General features: G+C 53.8%; 17 protein-coding genes. 12 read left to right on the plus strand and 5 right to left on the minus strand.

Going from position 1 to position 13,817, the window contains the following annotated elements; translation table 11 throughout:
• The first annotated feature begins 17 nt into the window (after positions 1–17).
• From BRO54_RS07105 to BRO54_RS07115, 3 genes are all read left to right on the plus strand, one after another.
• On the plus strand, positions 18–1,313 hold the full coding sequence (locus BRO54_RS07105; RefSeq protein WP_074043551.1) for a dihydrolipoamide acetyltransferase family protein: 1,296 nt from the start codon (positions 18–20) through the stop codon (positions 1,311–1,313).
• Positions 1,314–1,317: 4 nt separating this feature from the next.
• Positions 1,318–2,730, plus strand: a complete 1,413-nt coding sequence (gene lpdA / locus BRO54_RS07110) for a dihydrolipoyl dehydrogenase (RefSeq protein ID WP_074043552.1) — start codon at positions 1,318–1,320, stop codon at positions 2,728–2,730.
• 240 nt (positions 2,731–2,970) lie between these two features.
• Positions 2,971–3,213, plus strand: a complete 243-nt coding sequence (locus tag BRO54_RS07115; RefSeq protein ID WP_042380168.1) for a hypothetical protein — start codon at positions 2,971–2,973, stop codon at positions 3,211–3,213.
• 26 nt (positions 3,214–3,239) lie between these two features.
• On the opposite strand, the gene BRO54_RS07120 is transcribed toward BRO54_RS07115, so the two are convergent.
• Complete coding sequence (locus tag BRO54_RS07120; protein ID WP_042380166.1) at positions 3,240–3,617, minus strand: DUF1885 family protein; 378 nt, start codon at positions 3,615–3,617, stop codon at positions 3,240–3,242.
• Between the two features lie 325 nt (positions 3,618–3,942).
• On the opposite strand from BRO54_RS07120, the gene BRO54_RS07125 reads away from it, so the two are divergent.
• Entirely contained in the window at positions 3,943–4,068 is a 126-nt protein-coding gene (locus tag BRO54_RS07125; RefSeq protein ID WP_042380163.1) for a GapA-binding peptide SR1P, read from the plus strand.
• A gap of 111 nt (positions 4,069–4,179) precedes the next feature.
• Here BRO54_RS07125 and BRO54_RS07130 read toward each other — a convergent pair whose 3' ends face one another.
• Positions 4,180–5,652, minus strand: a complete 1,473-nt coding sequence (locus BRO54_RS07130) for an aminotransferase class I/II-fold pyridoxal phosphate-dependent enzyme (RefSeq protein WP_042380158.1) — start codon at positions 5,650–5,652, stop codon at positions 4,180–4,182.
• A gap of 157 nt (positions 5,653–5,809) precedes the next feature.
• On the opposite strand from BRO54_RS07130, the gene BRO54_RS07135 reads away from it, so the two are divergent.
• The 4 genes from BRO54_RS07135 to BRO54_RS07150 all read left to right on the plus strand — a co-directional run bounded on the left by BRO54_RS07135 (position 5,810) and on the right by BRO54_RS07150 (position 8,293).
• A complete protein-coding gene (locus BRO54_RS07135) occupies positions 5,810–6,769 on the plus strand; it encodes an NAD(P)H-dependent flavin oxidoreductase (RefSeq protein ID WP_042380156.1) in 960 nt (319 codons plus the stop codon).
• Between the two features lie 16 nt (positions 6,770–6,785).
• Complete coding sequence (locus BRO54_RS07140; protein WP_042380152.1) at positions 6,786–7,079, plus strand: UPF0223 family protein; 294 nt, start codon at positions 6,786–6,788, stop codon at positions 7,077–7,079.
• A gap of 97 nt (positions 7,080–7,176) precedes the next feature.
• Positions 7,177–7,392 (plus strand): hypothetical protein, encoded by a 216-nt coding sequence (locus BRO54_RS07145; RefSeq protein WP_013523313.1) that lies wholly within the window; start codon positions 7,177–7,179, stop codon positions 7,390–7,392.
• A gap of 106 nt (positions 7,393–7,498) precedes the next feature.
• Positions 7,499–8,293 carry an inositol monophosphatase family protein gene (locus tag BRO54_RS07150; RefSeq protein ID WP_042380149.1) on the plus strand — a complete coding sequence of 265 codons (795 nt, stop codon included), beginning with the start codon at positions 7,499–7,501 and terminating at the stop codon, positions 8,291–8,293.
• Positions 8,294–8,343: 50 nt separating this feature from the next.
• Here the strand turns inward: BRO54_RS07150 and BRO54_RS19815 are convergent, their stop codons facing one another.
• Positions 8,344–8,514, minus strand: a complete 171-nt coding sequence (locus BRO54_RS19815; protein WP_011230569.1) for a DUF5325 family protein — start codon at positions 8,512–8,514, stop codon at positions 8,344–8,346.
• A 118-nt stretch (positions 8,515–8,632) separates the two neighbouring features.
• Between BRO54_RS19815 and typA the strand changes: the two genes are divergently transcribed.
• From typA to BRO54_RS07165, 3 genes are all read left to right on the plus strand, one after another.
• Complete coding sequence (gene typA, locus BRO54_RS07155) at positions 8,633–10,471, plus strand: translational GTPase TypA (protein WP_042380146.1); 1,839 nt, start codon at positions 8,633–8,635, stop codon at positions 10,469–10,471.
• A gap of 103 nt (positions 10,472–10,574) precedes the next feature.
• Entirely contained in the window at positions 10,575–10,883 is a 309-nt protein-coding gene (locus tag BRO54_RS07160; protein WP_014195349.1) for a YlaH-like family protein, read from the plus strand.
• A complete protein-coding gene (locus BRO54_RS07165) occupies positions 10,880–11,161 on the plus strand; it encodes a hypothetical protein (RefSeq protein WP_011230572.1) in 282 nt (93 codons plus the stop codon). Before BRO54_RS07160 ends, BRO54_RS07165 begins: the two co-directional genes overlap by 4 nt.
• Positions 11,162–11,228: 67 nt before the next feature.
• Here BRO54_RS07165 and BRO54_RS07170 read toward each other — a convergent pair whose 3' ends face one another.
• Together BRO54_RS07170 and BRO54_RS07175 are read right to left on the minus strand one after the other, a co-directional pair.
• A complete protein-coding gene (locus BRO54_RS07170; RefSeq protein ID WP_013145887.1) occupies positions 11,229–11,429 on the minus strand; it encodes a YlaI family protein in 201 nt (66 codons plus the stop codon).
• Positions 11,430–11,589: 160 nt separating this feature from the next.
• Positions 11,590–12,189, minus strand: coding sequence for a YhcN/YlaJ family sporulation lipoprotein (locus tag BRO54_RS07175; protein ID WP_074043553.1), 600 nt, complete (start codon positions 12,187–12,189; stop codon positions 11,590–11,592).
• Positions 12,190–12,322: 133 nt separating this feature from the next.
• On the opposite strand from BRO54_RS07175, the gene BRO54_RS07180 reads away from it, so the two are divergent.
• Complete coding sequence (locus tag BRO54_RS07180; RefSeq protein WP_033025022.1) at positions 12,323–13,654, plus strand: PhoH family protein; 1,332 nt, start codon at positions 12,323–12,325, stop codon at positions 13,652–13,654.
• Positions 13,655–13,817: the final 163 nt, after the last annotated feature.

Raw genomic sequence — 13,817 nt, forward strand, 5'->3', positions numbered from 1 at the left:
TAGGAGGTCGACCTACAGTGGCATTTGAATTTAAGCTGCCGGACATTGGCGAAGGCATTCACGAAGGTGAGATCGTCAAATGGTTCGTCAAGCCGGGCGATGAAGTGAACGAGGACGACGTGTTGTGCGAAGTGCAAAACGACAAGGCGGTCGTCGAGATCCCGTCCCCAGTCAAGGGAAAAGTGCTTGAGATTCTCGTCCCGGAAGGAACGGTGGCGACGGTCGGGCAAACGCTCATTACGCTCGATGCGCCGGGCTATGAAAACATGACGTTTAAAGGGCAGGAGCACGAAAAAGAGGCGAAAAAAGAGGAAAAAGCGGAAACCGTGTCGAAAGAAGAAAACGTTGAGGCCGCTCCGGAAGCGCCGGCGGCGGAAGCCGACCCGAACCGTCGCGTCATCGCGATGCCATCTGTGCGCAAATATGCGCGTGAAAAAGGCGTCGATATCCGACTCGTCCAAGGCACAGGGAAAAACGGCCGCATTTTGAAAGAAGATATTGATGCCTTCCTCGCCGGCGGCGCGAAAGCCGCGGCTGAGCCGACTCCACAAGCGGCGGAAGAGAAAGCAGCGCCGCAAGCGGCGGCGAAACCGGTTGTGCCGGAAGGCGAATTCCCAGAAACGCGCGAGAAAATGAGCGGCATCCGTCGAGCGATCGCCAAGGCGATGGTGCATTCGAAACATACGGCCCCGCACGTGACGCTCATGGACGAAGTCGATGTGACGAAGCTTGTTGCTCACCGGAAAAAATTCAAGGCCATTGCCGCGGAAAAAGGCATCAAGCTGACGTTCTTGCCGTATGTCGTCAAATCGCTTGTTTCCGCGCTGCGTGAATATCCGGTGCTGAATACGTCGATCGACGATGCGACGGAGGAAATTATTCATAAGCATTACTACAACATCGGCATCGCCGCTGATACGGACCGCGGGTTGCTCGTGCCGGTCATTAAACATGCCGACCGGAAGCCGATTTTCGCGCTGGCGAAAGAAATCAACGAACTCGCTGAAAAAGCGCGTGAAGGCAAACTGATGCCAAACGAAATGAAAGGCGCATCGTGCACGATCACGAACATCGGCTCAGCCGGCGGGCAATGGTTTACGCCGGTCATCAACCATCCGGAAGTGGCGATTCTTGGCATCGGCCGCATTGCCGAAAAACCGATCGTCCGTGACGGCGAAATTGTCGCTGCTCCGGTCTTGGCGCTCTCTTTGAGCTTTGATCATCGGATGATCGACGGAGCGACGGCGCAAAAAGCACTCAACCATATCAAGCAGCTGTTAAGCGATCCAGAATTATTATTAATGGAGGCGTAAAACGATGGTAGTTGGCGATTTTGCAATTGAAACAGAAACGCTCGTCGTTGGCGCCGGCCCTGGCGGCTATGTCGCCGCCATCCGCGCCGCGCAGCTCGGCCAAAAAGTGACGATTGTGGAAAAAGGCAATTTGGGCGGCGTTTGCTTAAACGTCGGCTGCATCCCGTCCAAGGCGCTCATCTCGGCAAGCCATCGCTATGAGCAGGCGAAACATTCCGAAGAGATGGGCATCAAGGCGGAAAATGTCACCGTCGATTTTTCGAAAGTACAAGAATGGAAAGCGAGCATCGTCAAAAAATTGACGGGCGGCGTCGAAGGACTGCTTAAAGGCAACAAAGTCGACATCGTCAAGGGGGAAGCGTACTTCGTCGACGCCAATACGGTGCGTGTGGTCAACGGCGACAGCGCGCAGACGTATACGTTTAAAAACGCGATTCTGGCCACCGGTTCGCGCCCGATCGAGCTGCCGAACTTCAAGTTTTCCGGCCGCATTCTCGACTCGACCGGTGCGCTCAACCTCGGGGAAATCCCGAAATCGCTTGTTGTCATCGGCGGCGGCTACATCGGCATCGAACTCGGCACGGCTTACGCCAACTTCGGGACGAAAGTGACGATTCTTGAAGGGGCCGGTGAGATTTTATCCGGCTTTGAAAAGCAAATGGTGTCCATCATTAAGCGCCGTCTGAAGAACAAAGGGGTCGAAGTCGTGACGAACGCGCTCGCGAAAGGAGCTGAAGAGCGCGCAGATGGCGTGACGGTCACGTATGAGGCCAACGGCGAAACGAAAACGATCGACGCCGACTATGTGTTGGTGACGGTCGGCCGCCGGCCGAACACGGACGAGCTTGGTCTTGAACAAATCGGCATCAAAATGAACAACCGCGGCTTGATTGAAGTTGACCAACAATGCCGGACAAGCGTGCCGAACATTTTCGCCATCGGCGACATCGTCCCAGGACCAGCGCTTGCTCATAAAGCGTCGTATGAAGGGAAAGTGGCGGCGGAAGCCATCGCCGGCCATCCGTCGGTCGTCGATTACATCGCCATTCCGGCTGTCGTCTTCTCCGATCCGGAATGCGCCTCGGTCGGCTACTTTGAACAACAGGCGAAAGATGAAGGCATCGACGTCATTACGGCGAAATTCCCGTTTGCTGCCAACGGCCGCGCTCTGTCGCTCAACGATACGGACGGTTTCCTGAAGCTTGTCGTCCGCAAAGAAGACGGCGTCGTGATCGGAGCGCAAATCATCGGCCCGAACGCTTCGGATATGATCGCCGAGCTTGGGCTTGCCATCGAAGCCGGCATGACGGCGGAAGATATCGCGCTGACGATCCACGCCCACCCGACACTTGGCGAAATCGCCATGGAAGCGGCGGAAGTGGCGCTTGGCACGCCGATTCATATCATTGCGAAGTAATGGAAAATGAAGGTGCCCCAAACACAGCGGGGCACCTTTTTCTTGCGGCGCAATAAGCAAGGAACATCATCCAGAAGTAAGATGGTTGGTGGAAAGGAGACGAATCTGCGGCGGCAGCTGGATTGTACAGCTTTTTGTCCAAAGGAGCGGCCTGGCCCATTTCTTGTCCAATTTCCCATACTATTTTCCGCTCTCGTTTCATATCGTTATGGTAAAGAACAAGCGGGGGATGAAGTCGAGATGAAAGCTTACGTTGCGTTTTTGCTGCAAATGATGATTTGGAGCAGTTTTTCGTTGATCGAGTGGCTGTCAGGAAGGGATCGGCCGTTTTTCCGTGGGCTGATGCTGTGTGTCTTTATGTACATCGCGTTTTTGCTGGCGCGCCAGCTCGGCTTGGCGACGCGCAAGGCGGCGCTGACGACGCTTGGGACGGCGGCGGTGTATTTTGCCGGCCAGCATGTCATTTGGCAAGCCGTTCAATAAAAAAACAGCGGTCGAATGCCCGCTGTTTACGCGCCGCCAAACGCCATCGTCCGGCCGCTGAACAAGTGCAATTCACCGCCGAGCGTTTTCGCCAGCCATTTGCTGAATTCATTGGCCTTCCCTTTATCCCCATGCGTCGCCCCCGGCGGCAGCGTGACGTCAATGAATGTCTCTTCTCCAGCTGTCCGCACGGAAATCGCCATCCCTTTGTATAAACGGCCGTCGCCTTGCAAGTAGAGAACGGATTCGTGTTCGCGGATCGTATACGGGAAAGCGGCCTGTTCGTACGTCCAGCCAAGCTGTTCCCCTGTTTTTTTGAGCGCCATCCGGTAGCGTTCGAGCAGCTGTTTGACGTCCTCGGTTGTCATCGTTTTCCCTGCCGGCAGCTTTAGATAGGTGTTCATGTTTCTCGCCCCTCCCATGATTCGCATTGCGTCTTTATCATTTCTCGACAGAAGATCCCCACTTCCGTTTTGTTCAGGGTATAGCCCAAAAATAAGTGGGAGATGAATGGCAGGAAGTCCAGCCTACATCATCGAATTTTCCGAACAGTGGAGTAGTTCAAATTCATTGTACCATATGTCGCTAGACGATGGGTGGAAAAAAGAGCGATTGCAAAAAAATCCCCTTTTGATTAAATGTGATATACAAATTAGGATTGACAACCGAAATGTGATATATTATTATAAAGTCAACAACGGAATTTATCATCACAAAGGGGTTTTGGGGATGGGCACGATCGTATGTCAAACGTGTGAGGCGACGATTGCGTATTTCGAAGATGAAAAAGTGACAACGCTTTACGGCAAATGCGATTGCTGCGAACATGACAGCGAGGGCGGGGAAAAAGAATAAAACGGTCAAACCGGGGGAAGGAACGGATAAAGGCGTGCATGTGACTTGTCGACATGCGCGCCGTTTATTTTGGCCAAAAAAAGCACAAGCCAGACAAACCGGCTTGTGCGGTCAGCGGATCGGTTTGTATTCTTTAATGACGCGCAACGTCTGCAGCGTGTCGTCTTCCGGCCCTTGGACAGGAAGGCCGGCAGCCAAGTTCGTCTCAATATACTTCAAGTTTTCTTCCGTGATGATTTCGCCTGGAATAAAAATCGGAATGCCAGGCGGATACACCATCACAAATTCGGCGATGATTCGGCCGGCCGATTCGTGAAACGGCACGACTTCCGTTTCGGCGTAAAACGCATCGCGCGGCGTCAAGGCGAGCGCCGGGATGTCTGGAAGGAGCACTTTCGGCTTGACCCCTTTCTCTGCCTGATGGCTGAACTGCTTCGACAAGCGGCGGAGCGCTTCAACGAGCAGGCTCGCCTCCCGTTCGGTGTCGCCCGAGGTGATGATGCACAAAATGTTGTATAAATCGGAAAGCTCGACTTCAATGTTGTACGTTTCGCGCAGCCACCGTTCGACGTCATGGCCGGTCAGCCCGAGCTCTTTAACCGAAATGATGAGCTTTGTCGGATCGTAGTCGTACGTCGCTTCCGTACCTAAAATCTCTTCACCGACGCAGTACAAATATGGAATCTCGTTGATTTGCCGGCGCGTCCAGTCGGCGAGTCGAATGGCTTTGTCGATGAGTTCACGCCCTTTCGTCGCCAACTGTTTGCGGGCGACATCAAGCGAAGCGAGCAGCAAGTACGACGTTGAGGTCGTCGTCAGCATGCTTAAAATCGCCTGCACGTGTTTCGCGGAGACGAGTCCTTCGCGCACATTCAAAATCGAGCTTTGCGTCAGCGATCCGCCGAGCTTATGGACGCTTGTCGCCGCCATATCGGCGCCCGCTTGCATCGCTGAGAGCGGCAAGTCCTCATGAAAATGAATGTGCACGCCGTGCGCTTCGTCGACAAGCACTGGAACGTTGTACGAGTGGGCGATATCGACGATTTTTTTCAAATCGCCGGCAATGCCAAAGTACGTCGGGTTGATGACGAGCACCCCTTTGGCGTCCGGGTGCTGGCGGAGCGCTTTTTCCACTGCTTGCGGCGTGATGCCGTGAGAAATGCCAAGCTCCTTGTCGATTTCGGGATGAATGAAAATCGGCGTCGCTCCAGAAAAGACAATGGCCGACATGACCGATTTATGGACGTTGCGCGGCACGATGATTTTATCGCCCGGCCCGGCGACCGACATGACCATCGTCATGATGGCGCCGCTCGTTCCTTGCACTGAAAAAAACGTATAATCGGCGCCGAACGCTTCGGCAGCAAGCTCCTGCGCTCGCTTAATCATCCCCTTTGGATGGTGCAAGTCATCGAGCGGGCTGATGTTGATCAAATCAATCGCCAAGGCGTTGTCTCCGATGAATGCGCGAAACTCCGGATCCATGCCGGCCCCTTTTTTATGGCCGGGAATGTGAAATTGAACCGGATTTTTTTTCATATGCTCCAACAAACCGGTAAACAATGGTGTCTCGAGTTGCGACAATGGTTTTTCACACCTCTTTTAACTCGGAGAATAAAACAAAATGCATTATAGCATGGATTTTTCCGTTTGCAAAGAAGAAATGAATGGACGATGAAAAAGGAAAACGGGGGTTCAAAAGAGAATAAAAGAACAGCAAAAGGAAAAGGAGGCGTTTATCGTGAAATGGAAAACGAGGGTAACGGAATTGCTCGGTATTACATATCCGATCATTCAAGGGGGACTTGCCTACTTGGCGTACGCTGATTTGGCCGCAGCAGTCTCGAACGCCGGCGGGCTCGGACAAATTACGGCGATGTCGCTCGATGGCCCGGAGCAGCTGCGCGAGGAAATCCGCAAGGTGAAGGAAAAAACCGATCGACCGTTCGGCGTCAATTTCGCCATCGGCCAGCACGGCCGCCCGTTTGCTCATATGCTTGAAGCAGCGCTTGATGAGGGGGTGCCGGTCGTTTCGGTCACCGGCGGCAACCCAGCGCCGTTTTTTGAACAATTGAAAGGAACAAACGTGAAAAAGCTCGTGCTCGTCGCCGCCGTCCGCCAGGCAGTGAAAGCAGAGGAGCTCGGCGCTGATGCGGTGATGGTCGTCGGTCAGGAAGGGGGCGGGCATCTCGGCAAATACGATACTGGCACGTTCGTCCTCATTCCGAAAGTCGTTGACTCCGTATCGATCCCGGTCATCGCCTCGGGCGGCATCGCCGATGGACGCGGGTTGATGGCGGCATTGGCGCTTGGAGCGGAAGGGATTGAGATGGGAACGCGGTTTATCGCCACGAAAGAATGCGTTCATGCTCACCCCGCGTATAAAGAAATGATTCTCAACGCCACCGAAAACGATACGGTGATCATTAAACGGTCGCTCGGGGCGCCGGGGCGGGTGCTGGCCAACGCCTGGGCGGAAAAAATATTGGAAATCGAGCGCCAAGGCGGTACGTATGATGATTTAAAAGAATATATTAGCGGAGAAGCGAACCGGCGCTTCATTTACGAAGGAAAGGTGGACGAAGGATTCGCCTGGGCCGGGCAGGCGATCGGGCTCATTCACGACGTTCCGTCCGTCGCTGAGCTGTTTGCCCGCATGATTGAAGAGGCGGAACAAATTCGGCGCCGTTGGGCAAACTAACGGCGGAGGTGGAACAATGGGTTATTCCTATCCGTTTTCCTACGACTGGTCAACACAAGAAATCATTGATGTCATCAAATTTTTCACGGCGATCGAAACGGTCTATGAGCAGGGGATGAGGCGCGAGGAGCTGATGGATGTCTACCGTCGTTTCAAAGAGATCGTCCCATCGAAAAGCGAAGAAAACCGGCTGTATGCCGAATTTGAAAAAGAAAGCGGCTACTCGTCATATGCGGTCATGAAGCAGGCGAAAGAGGCCAAAAACGGCGATTGGATTCGCATCGAGCCACAAGGGAAGCGCGGTAGGTAAACGCACAAATTAGTTGCATACACCCCTTTTTCCACATAATATAATATAAAACAAAATGAAGCAGCACATTCGGTGACGGGCGCCGGAAGTTTAGCGGATGATAGGGAAAGGGGTGCGGACGAACATGAAAAAAACCGCCAATTCGCTGAAGCGGCCAGATGGAGACAAACGCATGGCGGTGTTGCGGCTCGAACTTGATTACGAATTAGCGACGCTGTACGAAGCTATGATGGAAAACGATGAAGAAAAGAAAAAAGAGTGCAAACGGCGGCTTGAAAAGCTGCGCCAAGAACTGATGCGCCTTCAAGTATGATCCTTATTCAAGGCGAACCATCTTTCCGGTTCGTTTTTTTCTTGAGCGGTGTCCGCCCCCTTTCCAGCTGCTATCCTATACATAACCGATGGCAGGAGGAATCAATATGGCAGAAAAATGGGAAGAGATCGACCGATACGCCCGGCAATGGATCGACGAAGCAGGAAAGCGCATCCGCGCCTCGTTTGCGGAACAGCTGACGGTGGAAGCGAAAGAGAACCCGAACGACTTAGTGACGAACGTTGACCGCGGCATTGAGCAGTTTTTCGCCGAGCACATCCGCCGCCAGTTCCCTAGTCACCGCCTGTTGGGAGAAGAAGGATTCGGCGACCGGATCGATGTCTTGGACGGCGTTGTTTGGGTGATTGACCCGATCGACGGCACGATGAATTTCGTTCATCAGCGGCGCCATTTTGCTGTATCGATCGGCATTTTTGAAGATGGCGTCGGGCAGCTCGGCTACGTGTATGACGTCGTGTTTGACGAACTGTATGCGGCGCAAAAAGGGCGGGGGCTATTTTTGAACGACGAGCCGCTCGGCCGCCTGCAGCCCGTGCCAGTGGCGGAGTCGATCATCGCCATCAACGGGACATGGCTCATGGAAAACAAGCGCCTCGACCATCGTCCGCTCATGAGGCTGGCGAAAGAGGCGCGCGGCACGCGCTCGTATGGTTCAGCGGCGCTTGAGCTCGCGTATGTTGCCGCCGGCCGTTTGGACGCCTACATTTCGCCGCGCCTGTCGCCGTGGGATTTCGCCGGCGGGATGATTTTGATTGAAGAAGCGGGCGGAATGGTGACGACCCTTGACGGGAAGCCGCTGGATCTGCTTGGCCGCAATTCGGTGCTTGCTGCGAAACCCGGGGTGCACGAAGAAATTTTGCGGCGCTATCTTCACTATTGATGAGGCGAGAAATCACGAAAACGGGACAAGCATCCAGCTTGTCCCGTTTTTTAGCGCGTCCGTTTTTTATGGGCGAACCCGGCGCCCATGGCGGCGATGAAGATGAGCGTGGAAGCGGCGATGCCGATCAAACTTTGCTCGGCGATGAAGACGCCGATCGCCATGATGGCGGCGACGGCAAGAATGGCGAGCAACAGCGGTACAGGCTCGATCCGTTTCATTGGGTTGACTCCTTTCTGGCAAAGTGGGCGTCTTTTTCTAGTGTACCGGAAAACATGCCGATTTTCTATCGGTTGTGATATAATAGACAAGCAGTTTGCCGAACAGGAGTGACCGACATTGACGAACAAACGAATCGATCTTCGCAATATCGCGATCATCGCTCACGTCGACCATGGAAAAACGACGCTCGTTGACCAGCTGCTTCGGCAGTCGGGGACGTTCCGCGAAAACGAACAAGTCGAGGAGCGGGCGCTTGACCGCAACGATTTGGAGCGGGAGCGCGGCATTACGATTTTGGCAAAAAACACCGCTGTCTTGTATAAAGGAACGCGCATCAACATTTTGGATACGCCGGGACACGCTGATTTCGGCGGGGAAGTGGAGCGGATCATGCGCCTTGTCGACGGCGTCTTGCTTGTCGTCGATGCGTATGAAGGCTGCATGCCGCAAACGCGGTTCGTGCTGAAAAAGGCGCTTGAGCAGCAGCTTGTGCCGATCGTCGTCGTCAACAAAATCGACCGCGAATTCGCTCGGCCGGCGGAAGTCGTCGATGAGGTGATCGACCTGTTTATCGAACTCGGTGCTTCCGAGGAGCAGTTGGAGTTTCCTGTTGTATACACATCGGCGCTGCGCGGGACGGCAAGCCTCGATCCGGATCGCCAGGACGGCGATATGACCGTCTTGTTTGAAACGATCATCCGCCATATTCCTGCGCCGGCGGACAACCGCAACGAACCGTTGCAGTTTCAAGTGGCGCTGCTCGACTATAATGAATACGTCGGACGCATCGGCATCGGCCGCATTTTCCGCGGCACGATGAAAACAGGCCAGCAAGTCGCCCTCTTAAAGCGCGACGGTGCCGTCAAGATGTTTCGTGTCACGAAGCTGTTTGGTTTTATTGGGTTGAAGCGGATTGAGATTGAAGAAGCGCACGCTGGCGACATCGTCGCGGTCGCCGGGATGGAGGACATCAATGTCGGTGAAACGGTTTGCCCGCCCGATCATCAAGAGCCGCTGCCGCCGCTTCGCATCGATGAGCCGACGTTGAAAATGACGTTTCTCGTCAACAACAGCCCGTTTGCGGGACGCGAAGGCAAATACGTGACGGCGAGAAAGCTGGAGGAGCGGCTTCGCACCCAGCTGGAGACGGATGTCAGTCTGCGCGTTGAGCCGACCGAGTCGCCGGATGCGTGGATTGTCTCCGGCCGCGGGGAGCTTCATTTGGCGATTTTGATTGAAAGCATGCGCCGCGAAGGATACGAACTGCAAGTATCGAAGCCGGAAGTCATTCTAAAAGAGATTGACGGTGTCACGTGCGAGCCGATCGAGCGGGTCGTCATTGACATCCCGGAGGAATATACGGGAGCGATCATGGAGTCGCTCGGCAGCCGCAAGGGCGAGCTCGTCGATATGGTGCACGGCGACAACGGGCAAGTGCGTCTCGTCTTCCTTGTGCCGTCGCGTGGCTTGATCGGCTATCGGAGTGAATTTATGTCGTTGACGCGCGGATATGGCATTTTAAACCATTCGTTTGACCATTATGCCCCCGTGCAGCCTGGCGCAATCGGCGGCCGCCGCCAAGGGGTGCTCGTCTCGATGGAAACCGGAAAGGCGACGGCTTACAGCATCATGCAGCTTGAGGACCGCGGCACGATTTTTGTCGAGCCGGGCACTGAAGTGTACGAAGGGATGATCGTCGGCGAGCATAACCGTGAGAACGACCTGATTGTCAACATTTGCCGGGAAAAACATGTCACCAACATGCGCTCGTCGACGAAAGAACAGACGGTGACAATGAAAAAGCCGCGTCTGTTGACTCTCGAAGAAGCGCTTGAGTATTTGAACGATGACGAATATTGCGAAGTGACGCCAGCCTCGATCCGTCTGCGCAAAAAAATCTTGAATAAAAGCGAGCGTGAAAAGGCGGAGAAGAAAAAGAAAGCGGTTAGCGGTTGAGCAGGCGAAATAGCCGGAAACGCCATGCGCGCGTCTTTGGTTTGCGAACAATCGAAAACGCCTTGGAGAAGGGCGCTATTAGGATGAACGGGAGGGGAATGGTGTGAATGTGCTCGAACGGCTCACGTTTTTCGCCTCGCTTTATAAGGTGCACGACAATCCCGAGCGCGGTATGTGGCTATTGTATGTGACAGTGTTGTTGCTTGCCGCGCTTGTGTATCGGCTCGGCTTTGCCCGCCGCCTGCCGCTGTTGAAAAACGTCATCATTTACGTATTGCTGGCGCTCGGCTGCACGGTTTTGACTTTTTTTGCCGTCTTTTTGCCGGTGGCAGAAGGATTGGCCGTCGCCGCCCTCGTATTAATCATTTATAAAGTTCGCCTGAAGCAGGCGAAAGAGGGAGAAAAGTCATGAAATCCGTGCAAGACGCCCTTTATAACTGGCTGACGATCCACATCGTCGCCAAAGCCCGTCCGCACGATGCAGCGGCGCGCGATACGGCCTCGTTTTTCCGCGCCATCTTGGAAAATGACTTTGGTGTGACGGCCGTAGACGCCGTCAAAGATGAAACGAACGGGCAATACATCGTCGAATATGTGCGCGGCGGGGAAACGAAGGCGGCGTGTTTCCCGCTTGAGCTCGCTGAGGCGATGTGGCGGCAGATCGAAGCCGAACCGGAAAAGTATGGATGATGACAACCAAAACGGCGCGGAAAAGCGATCGCTCTTCCGCACCGTTTTTTTTTTTTTTTTCGCGGGATCACCAATCATCGTCTGCGCGGCGGCCGCGATAGAAGCGGAACTTTCCTGTTGCCAGCCGCTGTTTCGTTTTTTCGGTGATGCGGTCGTGGCATTCGCGGCACATATACGTATGGATCGGGCGGTTGCGCAGCCGCTTGGCGAGCGGCGATTCATCGTCAATCGTATCGATTTGGTCGCAAAGCACGCATTTGACTCTCATTGTTCACCTCAATACATCCAAACGCGAAATCGCGGGTTGTTCTCCCGTTCCCATTATACCATATTTCCCGCCATCGTTTGTTGATTCAAATGCATTTCACTCCCGTTGGCCTCGGAAATGAGCCGCGCTTTCTGTTCCATTATAACCACACAGAAACTGTCTATCGATTTAAATGTTCATTCGATTGCTTGTTTTGCTGTTCGTTCAGCTGCCGCTCCTCCCGTTCGTTCAGCTGTCCGTTGTTTTCTTGGGTCGGCTTCGGCGTCGTTTCAAACAAATCGCTTGGCACTTCCGGCATCACTCGTCCGACGATGTCGGCGATTTCGTTCATGAACGCTTGCACCGGCCTCCCCTCATCGATTTGCCGGCCGATGTTGCGCACGCGGGTGTAAAGATCCGGGTCGGCGACAATAATGGCGTTCGCACCGTACGGATCTTTTTGCAATGCTTCGGCGACGGAATATTTGATGGTGCTGACGCGCGAGGCATCCATATTGGCGCCGACGTCAATGCCGACGATGGCATATTTGCCGACGACGATCGCGGCGGCATTGTGAACGTTTGGAACACGGTCGGCGATTTCTGCAAGCTGGCGGGCGATCTCTTGCCCGGATTTGTTCTCGACGCGTTCATCGACCGTATTTTTGACGCGCACGAGCGAACGATTGGGCTCGTTCGCTTCATTATCGTTTCCAAATGTGCAACCGCTGAAAATCAAAAGGGGAAGGAAGAAAGCGGCGAGCCAGCAATTTCTCTTCATAATGGGCCACCTCGACTTTTTTTCTTTAGTTTGCAAATGTCCTTCTATCTTTATACATGTTTTCATATGTTGTATTACAGCCATTCCCATCCAACGGAAAAACGTGAAAAACTCACATGGGGGGAAGCGGAATTTGGGGGAAAAAATTTACGTGCTCGATACGAACGTGCTGTTGCAAGATCCGTATTCGATTTTCGCGTTTGAGGATAATGAGGTCGTCATTCCGGCGGTCGTGCTTGAGGAAGTGGATTCGAAAAAGCGTTATATGGATGAAATTGGGAGGAATGCCCGCCAAGTGTCAAAGCTCATCGACCGTCTGCGCGAAAACGGCAAGCTGCATGAAAAAATTCCGCTTGAAAACGGAGGGGCGCTGCGCATTGAGTTGAACCATCGTTCGTTTCATCAACTGCAAGAAATTTTTGTCGAAAAAACAAATGACAACCGCATTTTGGCGGTGGCGAAAAATTTATCGCTTGAAGAGCAGGCGAAGGAAGATGGGCGCTCCGTCATTTTGGTGAGCAAAGATGCGCTCGTGCGCGTCAAAGCGGATGCCATCGGGCTGCAGGCAGAAGACTTTTTAAGCGACCGCGTCGTTGATGTCGACCATATTTACAGCGGATTTTTGGAGCTGTACATAGGAAAGGACCACCTGCAGCGATTTTACGACAAAGGGGAGCTCGTGCTCGCCGATATCGCCGACCACCCGTTTTATCCGAACCAGTTCATCATCATGAAAGACGCGTTTGGCAGCTCGGCGTCAGCGATTGGCATTGTCGACCAAAATGGAAAAAAAGTGAAAAAGCTCATCTTCCATTACGAACATATATGGGGCATTCGCCCGCGCAACGTGCAGCAGACGATGGCGTTTGAGCTTCTCATGCGCGACGACATTCCGCTTGTGACGCTAATCGGCAAAGCCGGGACGGGCAAGACGCTGCTTGCCCTTGCCGCCGGGTTGATGCAAACGGAAGATTTGCGCACATACAAAAAATTGCTCGTCGCTCGGCCGATTGTGCCGATGGGGAAAGATCTCGGCTTTCTGCCAGGGGAAAAGGAAGAAAAACTGCGCCCGTGGATGCAGCCGATTTTTGACAACTTGGAATACTTGTTCAACACGAAAAAACCGGGGGAACTCGATGCGATTTTAGCCGGCATGAGCTCGATTGAAGTCGAGGCGCTTACGTACATCCGCGGCCGGAGCCTCCCGGAGCAGTTTATCATCATCGATGAGGCGCAAAATTTAACGAAGCATGAAGTGAAGACGATTTTGACGCGCGTCGGGGAGAAAAGCAAAATCATTTTAATGGGCGACCCGGAACAGATCGACCACCCGTATTTGGATGAATATAACAACGGGTTGACGTACGTCGTCGAAAAGTTTAAAGACCAAAAAATCGCCGGCCATATCCGACTCGTCAAAGGGGAGCGTTCGGCGCTCGCCCAGCTTGCCGCTGATTTGCTGTAGCTAGGCGTTCCTTAGAGCATCCGCCGTCCAAGAAAGAACGGGTGCCAGGCGCGCGGCCCGATGCCGCGAACGTTTCTAAAGGCGCCCGCCGCCCGGGGCGCTGTGGAAAACATCTAGGTTCAAAGCGCTTGAGGCGGCTGAAGGCGTAAAAAGCTCAAACACC

Source organism: Geobacillus proteiniphilus (genome assembly GCF_001908025.1).
In the GTDB taxonomy this organism is placed as follows: Bacteria; Bacillota; Bacilli; order Bacillales; family Anoxybacillaceae; genus Geobacillus; species Geobacillus proteiniphilus.